17 protein-coding genes and 4 tRNA genes are annotated in these 20,085 nt (G+C 46.7%); 8 read left to right on the forward strand and 13 right to left on the reverse strand.

The window, feature by feature from the left end; genetic code table 11:
• Positions 1-4 precede the first annotated feature (4 nt).
• Both purN and OM978_RS14240 read left to right on the forward strand, forming a co-directional pair.
• Complete coding sequence (gene purN, locus OM978_RS14235; protein ID WP_264342873.1) at positions 5-655, forward strand: phosphoribosylglycinamide formyltransferase; 651 nt, start codon at positions 5-7, stop codon at positions 653-655.
• Positions 636-1,373 carry a DUF3108 domain-containing protein gene (locus OM978_RS14240; protein ID WP_264342874.1) on the forward strand — a complete coding sequence of 246 codons (738 nt, stop codon included), beginning with the start codon at positions 636-638 and terminating at the stop codon, positions 1,371-1,373. The genes purN and OM978_RS14240 overlap by 20 nt, the downstream gene beginning before the upstream one ends.
• A 27-nt stretch (positions 1,374-1,400) precedes the next feature.
• Here the strand turns inward: OM978_RS14240 and OM978_RS14245 are convergent, their stop codons facing one another.
• Positions 1,401-2,165 (reverse strand): class II glutamine amidotransferase, encoded by a 765-nt coding sequence (locus tag OM978_RS14245; protein ID WP_264342875.1) that lies wholly within the window; start codon positions 2,163-2,165, stop codon positions 1,401-1,403.
• Positions 2,166-2,325: 160 nt separating this feature from the next.
• On the opposite strand from OM978_RS14245, the gene fadE reads away from it, so the two are divergent.
• On the forward strand, positions 2,326-4,788 hold the full coding sequence (gene fadE, locus OM978_RS14250) for an acyl-CoA dehydrogenase FadE (RefSeq protein WP_264342876.1): 2,463 nt from the start codon (positions 2,326-2,328) through the stop codon (positions 4,786-4,788).
• Between the two features lie 222 nt (positions 4,789-5,010).
• Here fadE and OM978_RS14255 read toward each other — a convergent pair.
• The 4 genes from OM978_RS14255 to OM978_RS14270 form a co-directional block, all read right to left on the reverse strand.
• Positions 5,011-5,087 (reverse strand) — tRNA-Pro (locus OM978_RS14255).
• 20 nt (positions 5,088-5,107) lie between these two features.
• A tRNA-His gene (locus tag OM978_RS14260) sits at positions 5,108-5,183 on the reverse strand.
• A gap of 34 nt (positions 5,184-5,217) precedes the next feature.
• Positions 5,218-5,294, reverse strand: a tRNA-Arg gene (locus tag OM978_RS14265).
• Positions 5,295-5,323: 29 nt separating this feature from the next.
• A tRNA-Pro gene (locus tag OM978_RS14270) sits at positions 5,324-5,400 on the reverse strand.
• A 243-nt stretch (positions 5,401-5,643) separates the two neighbouring features.
• On the opposite strand from OM978_RS14270, the gene folD reads away from it, so the two are divergent.
• On the forward strand, positions 5,644-6,501 hold the full coding sequence (gene folD / locus OM978_RS14275; protein ID WP_127024535.1) for a bifunctional methylenetetrahydrofolate dehydrogenase/methenyltetrahydrofolate cyclohydrolase FolD: 858 nt from the start codon (positions 5,644-5,646) through the stop codon (positions 6,499-6,501).
• 64 nt (positions 6,502-6,565) lie between these two features.
• Here folD and cysS read toward each other — a convergent pair whose 3' ends face one another.
• Positions 6,566-7,945 (reverse strand): cysteine--tRNA ligase, encoded by a 1,380-nt coding sequence (gene cysS / locus OM978_RS14280; protein WP_264342877.1) that lies wholly within the window; start codon positions 7,943-7,945, stop codon positions 6,566-6,568.
• 193 nt (positions 7,946-8,138) lie between these two features.
• Between cysS and OM978_RS14285 the strand changes: the two genes are divergently transcribed.
• The 4 genes from OM978_RS14285 to OM978_RS14300 all read left to right on the forward strand — a co-directional run bounded on the left by OM978_RS14285 (position 8,139) and on the right by OM978_RS14300 (position 10,938).
• Positions 8,139-8,633 carry a peptidylprolyl isomerase gene (locus tag OM978_RS14285; protein ID WP_233009477.1) on the forward strand — a complete coding sequence of 165 codons (495 nt, stop codon included), beginning with the start codon at positions 8,139-8,141 and terminating at the stop codon, positions 8,631-8,633.
• Positions 8,626-9,375, forward strand: a complete 750-nt coding sequence (lpxH, locus tag OM978_RS14290; protein ID WP_264342878.1) for a UDP-2,3-diacylglucosamine diphosphatase — start codon at positions 8,626-8,628, stop codon at positions 9,373-9,375. The genes OM978_RS14285 and lpxH overlap by 8 nt, the downstream gene beginning before the upstream one ends.
• A gap of 19 nt (positions 9,376-9,394) precedes the next feature.
• Positions 9,395-10,162, forward strand: coding sequence for a tRNA isopentenyl-2-thiomethyl-A-37 hydroxylase MiaE (gene miaE, locus OM978_RS14295; RefSeq protein WP_264342879.1), 768 nt, complete (start codon positions 9,395-9,397; stop codon positions 10,160-10,162).
• A 176-nt stretch (positions 10,163-10,338) separates the two neighbouring features.
• The gene (locus tag OM978_RS14300; protein ID WP_264342880.1) at positions 10,339-10,938 is read left to right on the forward strand and encodes a Yip1 family protein; all 600 of its coding nucleotides are present in this window, start codon (positions 10,339-10,341) and stop codon (positions 10,936-10,938) included.
• Between the two features lie 87 nt (positions 10,939-11,025).
• Here the strand turns inward: OM978_RS14300 and purF are convergent, their stop codons facing one another.
• The 7 genes from purF to OM978_RS14335 all read right to left on the reverse strand — a co-directional run bounded on the left by purF (position 11,026) and on the right by OM978_RS14335 (position 20,058).
• Positions 11,026-12,540, reverse strand: a complete 1,515-nt coding sequence (gene purF, locus OM978_RS14305) for an amidophosphoribosyltransferase (protein WP_264342881.1) — start codon at positions 12,538-12,540, stop codon at positions 11,026-11,028.
• A gap of 20 nt (positions 12,541-12,560) precedes the next feature.
• Positions 12,561-13,049, reverse strand: coding sequence for a CvpA family protein (locus OM978_RS14310; RefSeq protein WP_233009472.1), 489 nt, complete (start codon positions 13,047-13,049; stop codon positions 12,561-12,563).
• Between the two features lie 59 nt (positions 13,050-13,108).
• On the reverse strand, positions 13,109-13,852 hold the full coding sequence (locus OM978_RS14315; RefSeq protein WP_264342884.1) for an SPOR domain-containing protein: 744 nt from the start codon (positions 13,850-13,852) through the stop codon (positions 13,109-13,111).
• Positions 13,849-15,129 (reverse strand): bifunctional tetrahydrofolate synthase/dihydrofolate synthase, encoded by a 1,281-nt coding sequence (folC, locus tag OM978_RS14320; protein ID WP_264342887.1) that lies wholly within the window; start codon positions 15,127-15,129, stop codon positions 13,849-13,851. Before folC ends, OM978_RS14315 begins: the two co-directional genes overlap by 4 nt.
• 9 nt (positions 15,130-15,138) lie before the next feature.
• A complete protein-coding gene (gene accD, locus OM978_RS14325; RefSeq protein WP_264342889.1) occupies positions 15,139-16,011 on the reverse strand; it encodes an acetyl-CoA carboxylase, carboxyltransferase subunit beta in 873 nt (290 codons plus the stop codon).
• A gap of 146 nt (positions 16,012-16,157) precedes the next feature.
• Positions 16,158-16,964: a tRNA pseudouridine(38-40) synthase TruA gene (truA, locus tag OM978_RS14330; protein ID WP_264342891.1), complete on the reverse strand. Its 807-nt coding sequence runs from the start codon at positions 16,962-16,964 to the stop codon at positions 16,158-16,160.
• A gap of 181 nt (positions 16,965-17,145) precedes the next feature.
• Positions 17,146-20,058, reverse strand: coding sequence for a FimV/HubP family polar landmark protein (locus OM978_RS14335; protein WP_264342893.1), 2,913 nt, complete (start codon positions 20,056-20,058; stop codon positions 17,146-17,148).
• Positions 20,059-20,085 lie beyond the last annotated feature (27 nt).

Here is a 20,085-nt window from a genome sequence, read left to right on the forward strand (position 1 = left end):
ATACATGAAATCTATTGTTGTATTGATTTCAGGTAGCGGCTCCAATCTGCAGGCGATTTTAGATGCCTGCAGTGCTGGTTTTATTGCCGGTAAAGTCACAGCTGTCCTGTCGAATAAAGCCAAAGCTTATGGTTTGGAGCGGGCTAAAAAAGCCGGCGCTAAAGCGATAGTGCTTGATCATAAAGCCTATGCCGACCGTGCGGCTTACGATCAGGATTTGATCGCAACTATCGATCAGCATCAACCTGATTTGGTGGTACTGGCTGGTTTTATGCGCATTTTAACGCCTGAATTTGTTCAGCATTATCAGGGCCGTTTACTGAATATCCATCCTTCGTTATTACCCAAATATCAGGGGCTGAATACTCACCAGCGCGCTATTGATGCTGGTGATACAGAACACGGCTGTTCAGTGCATTTTGTGACGGCGGAACTGGACGGTGGCCCTGTGATTTTGCAAGCCAAAGTGCCGGTTTTTCCTGGTGATGACGCGGATACTGTCGCACAGCGTGTACACGAACAGGAACACCGTATTTATCCATTGGTTGTACGCTGGTTTTGTCAGAACCGTTTACAACAGCAGTCAGATAAGGCATTGTTAGATGGCCTTTTATTGTCTGACCATGGATATGCAAATGACCAGGATGATGAATAAATGGCGCCTTAGTGCGTCATTTTTTTTACTCTTTTCAAGCCTCTTATCAGCTGAAGAACCTACAGCTGCCCCTTCTGTTCAATTCTCAGCTTTTGAAGCCAGCTACAATGTGCTGCGCTCAGGCAAAAAACACGGTGAAGCCAAACGTTATCTGAAAACGACAGAACAAGGTTATGAACTGGGTTACAGCAGCGATATCAGTTGGCTGATTTTTGAAGATAAACGTTCAGAGCAGTCCTTTTTTACTATTAAAGAGGGCCGTATTCAGCCTAACCGTTATGTGATGCAGCGCACAGGTTCAGGCCCAAACCGTTATTACGAGCTGAATCTGAACTGGGACAGCAAAGAATTACGGGTCGAAAAATCTAAAAAAATTAAAGCCATTCAATGGAATGAACAATGGTTGGATCCCTTGAGTTATCACAACCAGCTGGCTTTGGATTTAAAAGCAGGTAAAACTGAATTTGTGTATCAGGTGCTGAATCGCCACGGTGATGAGCGCAAATACAGTTACAAAGTTGCGGGCGAAGAATGGTTATCCCTGCCCTACGGTAAAGTAAAAACCATCCGGATTGAACGCACTGGCACTGGCCCAGATAAAGAAGTGTTGGCTTGGGTAGCACCGGAGCTGGATTACTTATTAGTGCGGTTATGGCAGGCTGAAGATAAAGTCGAACAATTCGATATTCAGCTGGCGACTTTCAAACCTTCCAATTAAAGCTTTAAACATCCATGAAAGAGCCGCTTATTGCGGCTCTCCTGCTTTAAACAGCTGGGATTGTCCCGACGTCATCACCTGCCATTGTTCATTACAGGTCAGCGGCAAAGTGGCAATAATAGTCACCACATCCTTTTCTGTGGTTTCTTTTGAAAAATCTATGTCCACATCCATATCCGACAATAAAGCCACACCAAAAGGTGCCCTTCTGGTGATCCAATGTAATTTGGTGCTGCAATACGCCAGCAGATAATCACCGTCAGACAGCAGCAGGTTAAATACACCTAACTGCTGCAACGCAGGACATAAAGAGGCCAGGTAATCAAAGGCCAGTTTCATATTCGAAGGAGCAACAGGAAATTTTTGCTCCAGCGCGTTCAACAGATAACAAAAGGCATGCTCACTGTCGGTTTGCCCCACTACAAGGTGTTGCCCGACCGGCAAGGTTTCAAAACTGTGCAACTGACCATTATGGGCATAAGTCCAGTAGCGCCCCCATAAAGTGCGGGTAAAGGGATGAGTGTTTTCAAGCCCTACTCCACCACTGTTGGCCTGACGGATATGCGCCACCACAGCAGTACTTTTAATGGGGTAATCACTGATAAGCCGTGCGATTTCAGATTGATAACTCGGATCAGCATCTTTAAAGGTGCTGACTCCTTTGCCCTGATAAAAAGCCACACCCCAGCCATCTTTATGCGGACCAGTTTTGCCACCACGTTCTCTTAAACCTTTAAAACTAAAGCAGATGTCGGTAGGCACATTGGCTGACATCCCTAATAACTCACACATAGCTCGGATAGCTTCCTATACTTGATGACCTGACGCACTGAAGCTGCAACAAAAGTTGACAGTAAACCAGAGTGCAAAGTAAGGAATTACTTGCATCTTTGCAACAGGCACACTACTCTAAGCCCACAGTGGTCTGACCTCTAGTTCTCAGGAGTAAATTATGGATGTGTTGATTTTTTGGGTAGCCTTGCTTGGCACAGTAGCCGTGCTCGCCTACCACAGAGCAAGTTTAACTATGTTTACAGCGTTGATCGCTGCTTTATTAGCTGTTGCAACCTTCACTGATACAGTGGGTGTGATTAGCTGGATCCTGTTTTTGGTTGTGGCTGTGCCTTTAAATGTAGCCAGCATACGTCAACAGTATTTAACCAAACCTTTGTTAAAACTGTACCGCAAAATCATGCCGGAAATGTCGACCACAGAAAAAGAAGCTATTGATGCCGGCACCACCTGGTGGGAAGGCGATTTATTCCGTGGCACGCCAGACTGGCACAAACTGCACAATTATCCAAAACCACGTTTAAGTGCTGAAGAGCAAGCGTTTTTAGATGGCCCTTGTGAAGAGTTACTGGCCATAGTCGATGACTGGCACACCACACATGAACGTGCTGACTTATCACCAGAAGTGTATCAGTACTTAAAAGACCATGGCTTCTTTGCGATGATCATCAAAAAGCAATACGGCGGCCTGGAATTCTCAGCCTATGCCCAGTCTTGTGTGCTGCAAAAATTAACCAGCAAAAGTATGGTTTTATCCAGCGTCGTTGGTGTGCCTAACTCGTTAGGCCCAGGCGAGCTGTTACAACATTATGGTACCAAAGAGCAGCAGGACCACTACCTGCCTCGTTTGGCCAAAGGTTTAGAAATTCCTTGTTTTGCCTTAACCAGCCCGGAAGCAGGTTCTGATGCCGGCGCTATCCCTGATGTAGGTGTAGTCTGTAAAGGCGAATGGGAAGGTCAGGAAATTATTGGTATGCGCCTGACATGGAACAAGCGTTATATCACATTGGCCCCTATCGCTACTGTATTGGGTCTAGCATTTAAGATGCAGGATCCGGACGGTTTATTAGGCGATAAAAAAGATTTAGGCATCACTTGTGCTTTAATCCCTGTCTCTACTCCAGGCGTAAAAATTGGTCGTCGTCACTTCCCTCTGAACGTGCCATTCCAGAATGGTCCTACTCAGGGTGAAGAGGTCTTTGTGCCGCTGGACTACATTATTGGTGGTCCGAAGATGGCTGGTCAGGGCTGGCGCATGCTGGTGGAATGTTTGTCCGTAGGCCGGGCTATCACCCTGCCGTCAAACAGCACAGGTGGTATCAAAGCTGCTGCGTTGTTAACTGGTGCTTATGCCCGTATCCGTCGTCAGTTCAAGCTGCCTATAGGTAAAATGGAAGGTATTGAAGAAGCCTTAGCCCGTATTGGCGGTTATGCCTATATGGCTGAAGCCTCGACCACTATGTCGGTAGGTTCTATCGACTTAGGCGAAAAGCCATCTGTTATTTCCGCCATCACTAAATACCATATGACAGAGCGTATGCGTCAGGTGACTATTGATGCCATGGATATCCATGGTGGTAAAGGCATCTGTATGGGCCCGAACAACTATTTGGCCCGTGGTTATCAGGGTGCTCCGGTTGCTATCACTGTAGAAGGTGCAAACATACTGACCCGTAATATGATTATTTATGGTCAGGGCGCAATTCGTTGCCATCCATTTGTACTGGCTGAATTACAGGCTGCGGGTTTAGAAGACGAACGCGCTGCTGTGACGGCCTTTGACCGTGCTTTGTTTGGCCATATTGGTTTTAGCATCAGCAACTTCTTCCGTGCTTTATGGTTAGGCTTGAGCAATTCAGCCTTCTCTGCCAGCCCGTATGCAGATGCAACAGCTAAGTACTACAAACAAATGAACAGATACAGCGCTGCGTTGGCACTGATGTCTGATGTTGCTATGGGTACCATGGGTGGTGACTTAAAACGCCGTGAACGTATCTCCGCCCGTTTAGGCGATATGTTATCCATGTTGTATCTGACCTCTTCTGTACTGAAGCGTTTTAACGACGACGGTCGTCCGGCGCAGGATTTACCTTTAGTGCAATGGGCTTGTGAAGACAATATGTACAAAGCTCAGGTGGCTATGGATGAAATGCTGGATAACTTCCCGAATCGTATCGTAGGTTCGGTGTTAGGCAAGCTGTTATTCCCTTGGGGTCGTACTTTGCGTAAACCTTCGGACCAGCTGGATCACCAGGTGTCGCGCATTATGCAAACACCTTGTGAAGCCCGCAGCCGCTTAGCGACCAACGTCTATCTGACGCTGGAACCAAACAATCAAATCGGGTTAATTGAAAAAGCTCTGACTGATATTCTGGCCGCTGAACCTATCTTCGATAAAGTGGTGCATGCAGCGAATAAACGCCTGCCATTCTTCCGCTTACACGAAGTAGCTGCTTTAGGCTTAGAGCTGGGTGTGATCACCGAAGCTGAAGCAGAAAAGCTGCGTGTGGCTGAGCAAGGCCGTCTACACACCATTAACGTGGATGATTTTGACCCACTGGAACTGGCTGCTGATAAGTCTTTGTTTGATAAAAAGCCAAAAGCTAAGTCTGTTGCCGCTTAAGCTGTAATAGATCACAAAGAAGCCTGCCCTGTGCAGGCTTTTTTTTGCCTGTAAAACTACATGGGGAAGAGAGTTAAATAAGGGAAAGCGTAATAGACCAGAAGGATTATTTAACCGGGAGCAGAGGTGCGGATTTTGTGTGTTGTTTTTGGTGTTGCAGCTTTTCAGAACGCCAGAAAGCAAAAAACAGCATTGCTGCTGTTATTGTTTTTAGAGGGAGAATGGTCGGTGATGCAAGATTCGAACTTGCGACCCCTTGGACCCAAACCAAGTGCGCTACCAAGCTGCGCTAATCACCGACATATAAACCAGTCTAAAATGGGGTGGCTGATGGGGCTCGAACCCACGACAACCGGAATCACAATCCGGGACTCTACCAACTGAGCTACAGCCACCACGGTAGAACTTTTAACACTGTACTTGTTGCAATGGCGCGCCCGATAGGACTCGAACCTATGACCCACGGCTTAGAAGGCCGTTGCTCTATCCAGCTGAGCTACGGGCGCCAAATTCGAGGCCGTTAGGCTCTCTTAAATGGTCGGTGATGCAAGATTCGAACTTGCGACCCCTTGGACCCAAACCAAGTGCGCTACCAAGCTGCGCTAATCACCGACTTCGCTACACTACTGCAACGGGGCGGAATATTACAGCCCAACCCTTGGAGCGTCAAACCTTTTTTGCAGCTAAAAAACTGATTGCTTAATATTTGAACCCATTTGCCATAAAAGCGACCAATACGGTGAAAATATGCTGATTTTTTAACTTTTTACGCCACTTAAACTGATCTGCTTGGCCTCTTTAGCGTAGCTGTGCGAAAATACAAATCCTCAGATTTCAGGTCAACAGAGCAGTTTTATGGCAGCACAAATCATAGATGGCAAAGCGGTAGCTCAATCTACCCGTCAACAGGTCGCATTAAGGGTTCAGCAACGCCTTGCGGCAGGAAAAAGAGCTCCGGGCCTTGCGGTAGTACTGGTCGGTATGGATGCAGCCTCTCAGGTCTATGTAGGCAGTAAACGTAAAGCCTGTGAAGAAGTAGGTTTTGAATCCTTCTCTTACGATTTGCCATCAGGCACGACTCAACAAGAGTTATTTGATTTAATCGATACGTTAAATGCAGATAACAAAGTAGACGGTATTCTGGTGCAATTGCCTTTGCCTGCAGGTTTAGACGCTTCGGCCATTCTGGAACGTATCAATCCACTGAAAGATGTCGATGGTTTCCACCCTTACAATATAGGCCGTTTAGCTCAGCGTATGCCTGCCCTTCGCCCTTGCACACCAAAAGGCATCATTAAACTGTTGCAAAGCACTGGCATTCAAATCCGTGGCATGGATGCAGTAGTGGTAGGCGCCTCCAACATTGTAGGCCGCCCTATGGCGCTGGAGCTGTTATTGGCGGGTTGCACTACAACAGTGTGCCATAAGTTCACCAAACAGCTGGAGCAGCATGTACGCCGCGCTGATTTAGTGGTGGTGGCCGTAGGTAAGCCTGAATTTATTCCGGGCGACTGGATTAAACCTGGTGCGCTGGTGATTGATGTCGGTATAAACCGTTTAGAATCCGGCAAACTGGTAGGTGATGTTGAATTTGATAAAGCCAAAGAGCACGCACGTTTTATTACGCCTGTGCCTGGTGGTGTAGGCCCTATGACAGTAGCCTGCCTGATTGAAAACACCTTAGAAGCTTGCGAGCAGTTCCACGATCAATAGTCAGATGCAGCCATAAATGAAAAAGGGGCAGAGCTAAAACTCTGCCCCTTTTTATTGCAGACTATTAACCCCGACGCCAGGTGGTAACACCTGCTTTATCTTCCAGAATAATACCCTTAGCCACCAAAGCGTCACGGGCAGCATCAGCTGCAGCCCAGTCTTTGTTAGCTCGTGCTGTATTGCGCTGTGTAATTAAAGCTTCAATCTCAGCCACATCATCTGAATCTGTACCTGACTGTAAAAAGGTCTCTGCATCGCCCTGCAAAATACCCATCACACTGCCGAGTTTAATTAACAAGCACGCAAGCTGTGAGGCTTTGGCTGGATCTGTAGCTTTTTCTTTGTTGATATCACGAGCCAGTTCAAATAACACAGGCAAAGCCAGAGCTGTATTGAAGTCGTCATCCATAGCAGCACGGAAGGTTTTGACGTAATCGTTATTCATATCGACGTCTGTCGCAGGTTTTACTTCACGCAAGGCGGTGTACAAACGGCCTAAAGCTGAATGCGCCTGCAACAAGTTTTCCGCCGAGTAGTTCAACTGGCTGCGGTAATGGCTGGAGATCAGGAAATAACGCACAGCTTCAGCGTTGTAATCTGCCAGTACATCTTTCACAGTAAAGAAGTTGCCTAAAGATTTAGACATCTTTTCTTTATCCACCTGCACCATACCAGTATGGATCCAGGTATTGACGTACGGTGTGTCATGGGCGCAGCAAGACTGAGCGATTTCGTTTTCATGGTGCGGGAACTGTAAATCTGAACCACCGCCGTGAATGTCAAAATGTTTGCCTAAATGCTTTGCACTCATAGCCGAACATTCGATATGCCAGCCTGGACGGCCTTCGCCCCATGGCGATGACCAGCGTGGCTCATTTGGCTTGGCCATTTTCCACAATACAAAATCCAGTGGATCGTCTTTGGCCTGATCAATCTCTACACGGGCACCAGATTGCAACATGTCCAGATTCTGCTGACTAAGCTGACCATAAGCTTCGTATTTACTGACATCAAACAGTACGTCACCGTCAGAGGCTATATAGGCATAACCTTTCGCCACTAAAGTTTCAATCAGCTCAATAATTTCAGCCATATGAGTGGTGACACGAGGTTCAATATCGGCAGGCATTAAACCCAGCGCGTTAAAGTCATCATGCATAGCAACGGTATAACGGGCCGTTAAAGCGTCACAGCTTTCGCCGTTTTCATTGGCTCGTTTGATAATTTTGTCGTCTACATCTGTGATGTTACGCACATAGGTGACGTCGTAACCGCTGAAACGTAAATAACGGTTCATCACATCAAAAGCCACATAAGTACGGGCGTGGCCAACATGACAGAAATCATAAATAGTGATGCCGCAGACATACATAGAAACTTTGCCAGGCACTAAAGGCACAAAGGACTCTTTTTTACGGGTCAGGGTATTAAAAATCTGTAGCATGGGCTCCTCGGGAAATCATCAAAACGGCAATCACAAAGCGTAACAGTGTAACATCAGCAAAAGCCTTGAGCTATCCTCGCTTTGTCGCTTTGTTACATACCCAAGCGATACTGAACTAAGCATCTTGAAGTTACTTGGGTATAGACGACAGCTGCGGTACACTATCGCCGTTTTTAAGCCATAGGAGATGATCATGGTTAGCTTACATACCAATTTTGGTGTTATTAAACTGGCATTATTTGCCGACAAAGCCCCTGCAACAGTAGAAAACTTTCTGAACTACGTAAAAGAAGGTTTTTATGACAACACCATTTTTCACCGTGTGATCAATGGCTTTATGATCCAGGGCGGTGGTTTCACTCCTGAAATGGAACAAAAAGACCCGGGTAAACCAATCAAAAACGAAGCAAACAACAAAGTGGCTAACAAAGCCGGCACTGTAGCTATGGCCCGCACCAGCGATCCACATTCTGCGACCTGCCAGTTCTTTATTAACGTAGCCAATAACGACTTTTTAGATTTCAGCTCAGAAACTTCTCAGGGCTGGGGTTATTGTGTATTTGGTGAAGTGGTCGAAGGCATGGATGTGATCAACAAAATCAAAACTGTGTCTACAGGACGCAAGTTTGGCCATGCTGATGTACCAAACGATGCCGTGATCATCGAAAAAGCAGAAATCCATGGCTAAAGGCCACAGCCTTTTTATTGCCGATCTGCATTTAAGCGAACAACGCCCGGATATTACCGCGGCGTTTTTGCTTTTTTTACAGCAAAAGGCAGCCAATGCTGATGCGCTTTATATTCTGGGCGATTTGTTTGAAGTCTGGATTGGTGATGATAACCCCTCGCCTTTACTGACTGAAGTTGCTGGCGCTATCAAGGCCCTGTCCGCTAAATATGTGCCCGTCTATTTTTGCCATGGCAACCGCGACTTTTTGCTCGGTAAAAAATTTGCTAAGCGTTGTGGCATGCAGTTGCTTGCGCCTCTGACCGTAGTCGATTTATACGGCACTGCCACTTTACTGATGCACGGTGATTCGCTTTGCACCCTGGACATTGGTTATCAGAAGTTTCGTGCCTGGTGGGACCAAAAATGGTGGCAAAAGCTCATATTGTCGTTACCGCTATGGTACCGGCAACACCTCGCGCGTAAAGCCCGCAGGGTCAGTGCTATGGATAAAAAAGGCAAAACATCGGACATTATGGATGTCACGCCAGATGAAGTACCTAAAGTCATGGCTCAACATCAAGTGCAGCATTTAATTCATGGTCATACCCACAGGCCAGCAGTGCATCCATTGCAAGGTGCCGATGGCAGCGCAGCACAACGTTATGTGTTAGGTGACTGGTACAGCCAGAGTTCTTATCTGGATGTGTCAGCGGACGGCTGGCAACTACACTTCAACGCCCTGCCCCAGGCGTCATCATAAACAGCCTACTGAGATCTTTATGAGTTTTACCGAATTACTTCAGCCCATTCATCAGTTTTTACAGTGTGAAACCCCGGACAGCTGGATAGTCGAAGCGCAGAAACCAGAGCGGTTGGCGGTTTTATTACAGGACCACTTAATCTGTGAATTAAAAGCGGCGCAAACCGCTATGTATCTGCTGCGCCGTTATGCCTGCGACAAAGACAGCTCCTTAACCCTACTAAACTGGCTGAAACCTTTTGAAGACTTCGCTTATCGGTTTGACGGTGATATTCATGGGTTAAAGCAGGCTGAAAAACTGAATAAAAGCATTATTGGCCGTTCTGATTTTGCGTTTTCCGATCGCATTATCGACCGCATGGTGTTGTTAATACGCGAAGAGTTGCACCATTTTTGTCAGGTACTGGAAATAATGCAGGCGCGCGGCATTCCCTATGAAAATATTAGTGCCAGCCGTTATGCCAAGACACTTATCCAAAACTGCAAAACCCATGAACCACAAATTCTGATCGATAAACTGATCTGTGGTGCTTATATCGAAGCCCGCTCCTGTGAGCGTTTCGCTAAACTCGCTGAATGTGTTGATCCGGAGTTAGCCAGCTTTTACACCTCCTTGTTACGTTCAGAAGCACGGCATTTTGCTGACTATCTGGAACTGGCTCAGGTGATCTCCAAATCAGATATCACACCACGAGTGACGTTTTTTGGCAAACTCGAAGCAGAGCTGATTTCAAACCCGGATCCGGACTTTAAATTCCATAGTGGCGCTCCTGCTCCGGCCATTTAAAATAGCATTTTTCCGCCCCTCAAACGCATGTGTCAGTTGACCTGAGACATGCAGCTCTTCTTCACTGTAGATTTTCCGCTCTAAACTTGACGAACGCTGTTCTATTAGCCATAACAAAGGTAAGGGTTTGTTGTGTGGCCCTGTATTGAACAACGTAGTAGCCAAGGATAACAACTATGATTCTAAATCACTTATGGGGACTGTATGCCCATCCGAAAGAAGAATGGCATACGATAGACGCACGTCACGAAAGTTTCAGATACAGCTTAATCCACATCCTGCTCGTCGCCTTAATTCCGTCTATTTGCGCTTATTATTCAGCAGTACATATAGGCTGGAGTATTGGCGTGGGTGAACCTATACGCTTAACTGCAGAAAGCGCCATGATGCTTTCTGTCGCTATGTATGTGGCTTTAATAGGTGGGGTCTTTGCATTAGCCTACCTTGCGCACTGGATGGCTCATACCTTTGGATCTGAACCCACTTATACCCAGACGCTGGAACTAGCCTCCTACACCTCGACGCCACTTTTTATGGTAGGTTTTGCCGCCTTATTTCCTGAACTTTGGTTTGTGATGCTGGTGGGCTTAGCTGGACTGACTTATTCAGTGTATTTGTTGTATGTGGGTGTACCGATACTGATGCATATTCCAGAGGAACGTGGCTTTATTTATGCCAGTTCAGTAGTCACCACAGGCCTCATTCTGCTGGTGTGTGTGATGACTGCCACCGCTATTTTATGGAGCTCCGGTTTCGGCCCTGCGTTTACGCATTAGCTGATTTTCAGATACTCATTTTACAAAAACAAAAGGGGCCAGTTAAAAACTGGCCCCTTTTAATTTCACAAGACTGGCTCTGGCCTATCAGTTGCCTTCGTTATGCAAATCTAAACTTGCAGATAACTCGGCTTCTTTTTTGCGTTTGGACGCTTCATTACGCTGCGCATCCAGACGGTTCAGGTAGGCCTGATCAATATCATTGGTGACATAGACACCATCAAAGACTGAAGTCTCGAAACGTTTCAGTTCCGGATTTTGTGAACGCACGGCATCCACTAAATCTTCCAGTGACTGGAAAATCAAACCATCAGCACCAATGATTTTGCAGATGCTTTCGACATCGTGGCCATGAGCAATCAGCTCATTGGCAGATGGCATATCAATACCGTACACGTTCGGGAAACGAATTTCCGGAGCAGCAGAGGCAAAATACACTTTCTTGGCGCCCGCTTCACGCGCCATATCAATGATTTGTTCTGAGGTGGTACCGCGAACTATGGAGTCATCTACCAGCAACACGTTTTTGCCTTTGAATTCCTGCCAAATAGCGTTCAGTTTACGTTTGACTGACTTTTTACGTTCGCCTTGACCCGGCATAATAAAAGTACGGCCAATGTAACGGTTTTTCACATAACCCTGACGGTATGGCAAACCTAACTCATGCGCAATTTGCAAAGCTGCATCGTTACTGGTCTCAGGAATTGGAATGACCACATCAATATCTAAATGCGCCCATTCTTTTTTGATTTTTTCGCCCAGCTTTTTACCCATAGCCACGCGGGATGCATACACAGACACGTTGTCTATGGTGGAGTCCGGGCGGGCAAAATACACATATTCAAAAATACATGGGGCATAACTTGGGTTTTCAGCACATTGCTGGCTAAACAGCTCACCATCTTCGGTGATATACACAGCTTCACCAGGCGCTACATCACGCAGCACAGTAAAACCATCCGCATCCAAGGCCACGCTTTCAGAGGCGACCATATACTCGGTGCCAAGCGCAGTTTCACGTTTACCCATCACTAAAGGACGGATACCGTTAGGGTCACGAAATGCCACTAAACCATGACCAATAACGACTGCAACCACCGCATAACCACCGCGGATTTTGCGGTGTAGATTAGCAACAGCACGGAAAATATGGTCAGGGTTTACATGCATATCGGCATGAATATCCAGCTCGTGGGCAAAAGCGTTTAACAGCGCTTCTGAGTCTGAGTTGGTATTGACATGACGACGGGCGGTACGGAATAACTCGTCTTTTAATTCTTCAGAGTTAGTCAGGTTACCGTTATGCGCCAGGGCTATACCAAAAGGACTATTGGTATAAAACGGCTGAGCTTCGGCCGTACTGGCAGAACCCGCTGTTGGGTAACGCACGTGGCCTATGCCCATATTGCCAGACAAACGCTGCATATGGCGGGCTTCAAATACGTCTTTCACTAAGCCATTGGCTTTGCGTAAGCGTAAGGTTTTGTTGTCTACTGTCACTATGCCGGCGGCATCCTGACCACGGTGCTGCAACACAGTTAAACCGTCGTACAACGCCTGATTGACCGGATACTTACCTACGATTCCAACAATACCACACATCGATTATTTCCTCGCCACGCTTAGGGTCGCTGCATAAAACTGGAATGGGCTTTGATGTACTCAAAAAACCATTCAATGATAAAACCAAATTCGGGTATTAGTTTGGAGGCTTGCCACCAGTCGGTTTGATCCGCGCTGGTAAAAGCATCCAGGAAAAATAACAACGCACTGACCACCAACACACCACGCAGGGCACCAAAGATCAGGCCAAGTAATCGGTCGGTGCCGGATAAACCTGTCGACTCAACCAAACGGCCAATCAGGTAATTAATTAAGGCACCAAGAATAAGAGTGGAGATAAACAGAACGGCAATAGAGACTGCATTGCGCACCAGCGCGTCTTGCAATTCAGTGAAATACGTTGCCAGATAGGGGTAGTAATAACTGGCAACAAAAAAGGCCAGTATCCAGATAATCAGAGAAACCGCTTCTTTGGCAAATCCCCTGACCAGACTGATCACAGTCGACAGAGAGATAATTGCCAGAATGGCATAATCAATCCAAACCATTTGCTACCAAAGGATGCTTAAGGACGGCGCGCATTCTACCAAAACACGCGCCCGAACACCTAATTATTTTCGATAGGCTTAAAAGCAGTCAGCTTCAGACCCGCAGTTCCTGTCAGTTGCTGCAGTTGAGGCAGTTTTTGTTCCAGACGCTCTTTTTTCAGTTCAGGCCCAACCACGACACTGACCATGGATTGACCTTGTGCATTGGTGGTTGAACGGGTAAAGGTAGTAAAACCGGCTTCCTTTAATTTAGCCACTAAAGCGGTCGCGTTTTCTACTTTACCAAAGCTCCCCACCCTGACTATCCAGGCTGTCTCATTTAACGCTGGATTGCCTTTGAGTTCTGCAGGCTTTTCTGTAGCAGGCGGCACAGCAGTTGTAGTCGCAGTCTGTGTCGTGCTATCTGTTACAGTCACAGGAGCTAAAGGGTTTTCTGTCGGCACTGGAATTGGGTCTGTTTCAGTGCCATCAGTGGGTTGTGCCACCATAGCTGCGCTGTCGGTCGAGGCTTCACTGCCAGCAGCTCCTGCCGTAACCTCTGCAAAACTATTATCAGGTAAAGCCGCATCAGCAGCAGGTTCATTCACTGGTGTCGCCAATAACTCCTGCTGTTTTTCCGCTAATTGCTGTTTAGTGAACACCTGTTCCTGTTGCACTGTGGCAAATTCCGGACGCTCTGGAATAGCTTTAAATTCATCTTTTACCACCTGTTTTTGCCCATCCAGCAAATCAGGTAAAAAAACGATGGCAGCAATAATTAAAATGCTGCTGCCAATTAAGCGATTTTTAAAGGCGCTGGTCATACATCTGTCTCCTTTTGCAGCGCTAGAACTGCCGACACTGTAACAAAAGAGCCGAAAATCACCAATAAATCATTAGCCTGCATGGATAATAGCGCTTGTTGGTAACCCGACTCTAAATCTGAATAACATGAATAACTGCTCTGTGCTGGCAACTGCTGCAACAGCAAACTGGCCTCTGCCCCACGAGCGCCAGGTAAAGTCACCAGATGCCAGTGATCAGCCAAGGCATGAAAAGGAGCCAGACTGTGCTGAATGTCTTTATCTTTTAACATACCCACCAGCAGATGGACCCGAGCATAACCTGCTTTGATGAACTGAAGCTGAGCCGCCAAATAACCGGCCGACTGCGGGTTATGCGCCACATCCAATAAAATACCTGGTGTTTTACTCAGCCACTGCATCCGTCCAGGCAGACTTAATTCGGCCAGAACCTTTGTGGCCTGTTGCTGTGAAGGCAACAAAGCTAAGGCTTCCAATGCAGTAAGAGCTGTCGCTATATTCTGCAGCGGCACTGCAGTCAGAGGTAAAGCCTCTAAACGGCTTTGTACACCTTGCCAGTGAAACCCCGCATCTGTGACGCTGTAGTGGTAATCCGAATTGATGCAAAGCAGTTTGGCTTTAAGATCCTGACTGTATTTCAACACCGACTGCGGAATATCTGTCTCGCCTATCACGGCTGGTTTACCAGCCCGGAATACTCCGGCTTTTTCGCGGCCAATACTTTCTCTATCTGGCCCTAAATAATCCTGATGGTCTAAATCGACTGTGGTCAGAATACTTAAATCAGGCTCAATAATATTGGTGGCGTCCAGTCGTCCACCTAAACCCACTTCAATCAGGCAGAGATCGGGTTGCTGTTGTTTCAGCAAATAAAATGACGCCAGCGTGGTGAACTCAAAATAGGTCAGCTCGATATCGCCACGTAGCTGTTCGATAAAAGCAAAAGCCTCACACCAAAGGGTGTCGGCCACATCTTCACCGTTGATACGCAAGCGCTCGTTAAATTGAAGCAAATGAGGAGAGCTATACACCCCCACAGACAAGCCCTGCACTGCGCAGAGCTGTTCAAGAGTGCGGGCTGTAGTACCTTTGCCATTGGTGCCGGCGATCAGAATTTTTTTACCAGGCAACAGATGCAAATCGGCACGCTGAGCGATGTTAAGCACCCGGCCCAATCCCAATTCAATCTGATGTTGCGGATGTTTTTGTTCTATATAACAAAGCCAATCCGTCAGGGTCTGACAGGATTGGCTTGTAGGCGATAAAAGATTGGTCATAACACCTTATTAGGCGACGCGGTGTTCCTTGGCAGGAGCTGGCCATCGCATGAATTTAGCCACAAGTCGCGCAATTGTATCGCGCATTTGGCGGCGGTCAACAATCATGTCGATAGCACCGTGTTCCAGCAGGAATTCGCTGCGCTGGAAACCTTCAGGTAATTTTTCACGTACTGTCTGCTCGATAACACGTGGACCGGCAAAACCGATCAGAGCTTTTGGCTCACCAATGTTTAAATCGCCCAGCATGGCCAGACTGGCAGATACACCGCCCATAGTCGGGTCAGTCAGCACAGAAATATATGGTAAACCTGCTTCACTCAGTTTAGCTAAAGCCGCGCTGGTTTTTGCCATTTGCATCAAAGACATCAACGCTTCTTGCATACGGGCGCCACCACTGGCAGAGAAACAGATAAAAGGCACTTTGTTTTCAATAGCGTATTCAACACCTTTGACAAACTTGGCACCAACTACAGACGCCATTGAGCCGCCCATAAATGCAAATTCAAATGAAGCAACCACCACAGGCATGCCCAATAAAGTACCGCGCATCACGACCATGGCGTCTTTTTCATTGGTTTCTTTTTGTGCAGCAATAATACGGTCTTTGTATTTTTTGCTGTCTTTAAATTTCAACAGATCCTGAGGTTCCAGCTCTGCAGCCAATTCAACCATACCCCCGGTATCAAGGAAATTGTTTAAACGGTCTCTGGCACTGATACGCATATGGTTGTCACATTTAGGACAAACACCTAAGTTCCGATCCAGTTCTGCCTTGTACAATACAGCGTCACAAGAGGTACATTTAGTCCAGACCCCTTCAGGAATATTACGACGGGATGAAGACGAAGTTCTGGGCAGAATTTTTTCTAACCAACTCATAGTTGTTCCTTGGTATCGCAGCAGGGCTTGAGCCCAAACTTAGTTTATTGTGTAAAAAAGCGCCGATCATGCGGCTAACGGCGCTTATTAAAGCACAAAGCCATGATAGAACCTATAGCTAACTGGTCTTACTTCAAACGGCGGCTTCAGGCAGAGTCAGAGCAAAAACTGTCTGGCAGGAACAGCGGACCCAGTGGCATTTTCGGAATACCAAAGTGTTCCGGGTAATCCACATCCACCAGATACAAGCCTTCGGCTTTGGCCGTTGCTGCAGCTAAAGTCCGATCTTTCGCCGCCAGCAACTCTGCAATCCATTCTGGTTCTTTTAAACCCATACCCACTTGTAACAAGCTGCCAGTAATATTACGCACCATATGGTGTAAAAAAGCATTGGCCTTAATATCCAGTACAATAAACTGCCCTACCCGGCTTAAATGCAGGTGCATCAGATTACGGAAGGGGCTGTGCGATTGGCACTGGATAGCACGAAATGACGTAAAATCATTTTCACCCAGTAAATGGACAGCAGCTTGCTGCATCAGTTCAATATTCAATTCCTGATGATAATGACTTAAACCAGCACCTAAAATCGCGGGCCTGAATTTATTGTTGTAAATGACATAACGGTAACGACGGGCAGTAGCAGAAAAACGGGCATGAAAATCATCCGACACTTCTTTTGCCCAGCGCACTGCTATGCCATCCGGCAGATTGGAGTTGGCGCCCATAATCCAGGCGCGCATATCACGGTGAGCATCGGTATCAAAATGCACGACCTGACCAGTCGCATGGACACCAGCGTCAGTGCGGCCAGCGCAGGATAATTCAATAGTTGCATTAGCAACCTTGGATAACGCAGCTTCCAGATGACCTTGCACACTTGGCACTTCACGTTGCCTTTGCCACCCAAATAAACCTACACCGTTGTATTCGATACCTAACGCAATTCGCATTCTGACTCCCATCACTTAGGGGCAGAAGTATAACTCAGGCATGGAGGGAAACTCACGAGTTTTAAAGGCAACAGCTTATTGTCATGGCAAGAACAGCAGCATGATTTAGTTTTGTGCTCATGGGGGCATGAACAGAATTCAAGAACTGAAGGGTCAGAGTCAAGACTCTGACCCTGTTGATTTAAAGCAGGTCTTTTAAGCTTTGAGCTTCTTGTTTGATATGCTCTGGTGCGGCAGAACTTAGCACTTTGTCGATAAGATGCTCAGCGCCATCTTGCTCACCAATTTCGATATAAGCGCGGATTAAATCCAGATCGGCGGCAAAGCCTTGCTCAGCAGGATCAAGTTCCGGCTCGTGCTGCGCTGCAATGAAATCCTGATAATCCTCCAGCCCCACATCAATAGTGCGTACTGCATTTTGATGCAGTTGTGGCTCGTCTTCTGAATCATCCAGCAGCTTATCCAATGCCAACAATGAGAACTCCAGATCATCGGACTGAGCTTGCTTCAGGACCAAAGGCGGTTCCGCGTCAGTCGCTTGCACTGATGCCTCTACAGGTTCTGGATTTAACTCAGATAACACAACGTCAGCTATCTGTTCATCAGCGAGTCTATCTTCGGTATCAGTTTGTGCATAGTCGGCAAGCAACGCATCAAAGTCAGTTCCATCCAAAGCATCCAATTCAGATGCAATATCTTCGTTTGCCTGCTTGGTTTGTTCTGCGCTATCTGCTGCGTCATCCGAAACCACAAGAATTTCGTCTTCTAACTCATCATCGGTATCATCAACCAACGCAGCTTCATCTGAAAACTCAAGATCCGGGTATTCTTCCAAAACCTTACTAGGATTCTCAACAGACAAGGTTGCAGCAGAAACACGGCTTACGCTTAGATCTTCCTGTAACTCCAAATCTAAATCCGAAACTGACTCAATTAACTCAGGTTCAGCCGCCTGATCTGCTAGCTCCTGCCAGGCTTCGTTTGACTCAACTTCATAGGATTCTTCTTCGTTTACCTCAGAGCCGGACTCTGCTGACAAGCCAGCTTGCTGATCCACTCCCCCCATCAATTCCGCCAAATCGCCATGATCCGCATGGAAATGAGGAGGCATCTCACTCTCTTGCTCTTGTTGTGGTTCGTCCGACAACAGTAAAGCAACATCATCTGGGCTGAGCGGGTAATCATCTTCGTCAAATTCGAGACTGATATCCAACGCTGGTGCAACTTCAGCAGTCACATCCAGCGCCTCTGGAACATTAAATTCGTCCTGTTCGAGCTTACTTAAAGCATCAGTTTTTTTAGTATCTGGCCAATTTGCGGTGCCATCCAGCAGTGCATCAATATCAATATCCCCTTCGTCTTCAATAGACAAAGGTTCTGATCCGGACAATTCCTCATCGGCCAGCGATTCGGCAAACTCGTCAAGTTCAGAGCTATCAAAATGAGGCTGTTCAGGTTTCAAATCAACCAGATCTTCAGCCACCTCTGTTGGATTGTCGAATGCACTGTTCACCGAGCTATCTATTGAACTTTCTGCTAACAACTGTGCTTCAGGCACGTTCTCAGTGACTACCAACTCATCAAGCAGTGAATCAAAGTCGACTTCTTCAACCTCCTCTATTTCATCCAGACTGAACTCATCAGCTTCTGCAGAAACAGGGTTGCCCACATCAAAAGTGTCGCTATCCGGCTCATCGAGTTCAATCTCTTCAATCAGCTCATCCTGTTCATCGTCAGCCTGTTCATCGTCAGCCTGTTCAGGTTGCTTTTGTTTTTGCTCTTCCGCTAATTGTTCAGCGACAGCCTGAGCGAATATATCGTCGGTGTCATCCAACTCTGGTTCTTCATCAAATAAGGCGGATAAATCAGTGCCGGACAAAATGTTATTGGGGTCGAAGTCTTTATCGGCTTTGATCGGCTGATCCAACAAATCATCAAGTAACTCGTCGTCCATAGAACTGGCATCAAGTAAATCTTTGCTGTCCAGTAAGTCATCATCATTCATCAGAATGTCGTCAAACTCGTCTGCTCTGGTATCCAGCAACATATCGTCGTGTAAATCTATAGGCTCATCATCCAGACGTATTCCTTTGCTGCCAGAATCCAGCAAAGATTCATCCAGCGTCATCAGGCTGCTTTCGTCAAAGTCGAAGCTTTCATCCAAAGGAGGTAATGGCGAGCGATAACCAGGCTCTTGCTGTGGTACTGCTGTAGCCGCACTTATAATTTGCTCGGATTTTCTGGTTCGGCGTTTAATCCAACTCAATACAGCAAACAATACAAATAAGGTAGGTAAGGAAGCCAACAGCACCCAAGTCAAACTGCTGGAGGAAATATTTTGCCACAGCTCGGCAAAATTTGTCCCTTGTTGCTCTCGTTCAATCTGAGCTTTTTGTTGCGCCAGCATCTCGGATTGCTGTGCGACTAGTAACTGCAGTTGTTGCTGAATTTCACTGTCTTTATCGACCTGAGATTTCATCAATAGCATTTGATCGGCGAGTTGATCCAGTTTGTCCTTCAGCGCAGTGTTATCCGCTAACACTGCTTCAACTGTCACTTTTGATTCTGCTAGTTTACTCTGCAAATCAAGAAGTTGTCCTTTCTGTAACCCTTCAACACGGTTCAGTTCCTGTTTAATTTCCTGCTTCGCCTTATCTACGTCCTTTTGCTGAGCAGTATTTACCCCTTGTTTGACTTTGGCTGCAGCTGCTGCACGCACTCTGTCAGCCCAGATACGATCGTCTTCTTCCGATTTACGCTGGGCGTCTACAGCATCCACTTGCAGTATTTCATCAACATTAGGAATTGCCAGAAATGAACCGACATTCAGGTGGTTAAAGTTGTCATCAAGGAAAGATTGTGGGTTTTTCAGGTAAATGGCGTGCATCACCTGATAGATGTTTAAACCAGGATGAGGCCGTACTTCTTCGGCAATACGCCATAAGGTGTCATTTGGAGTTAAAGGACCGACTCTGCTGCGGTCTGGATTTTCGGTGCTTTTAGGGCCTTTAAGGCGCACAGTGGTTTCCGCAGTGACGTTAACACTGCAGATCTGCAATAAAATACTGAAAATGAGAAGCCCAACTAAACGCATCGATGATCCTTTAAGGCCGGAGATTAT

Origin of the sequence: Rheinheimera sp. MM224 (genome assembly GCF_947090785.1) — a bacterium.
GTDB lineage: Bacteria > Pseudomonadota > Gammaproteobacteria > Enterobacterales > Alteromonadaceae > Pararheinheimera.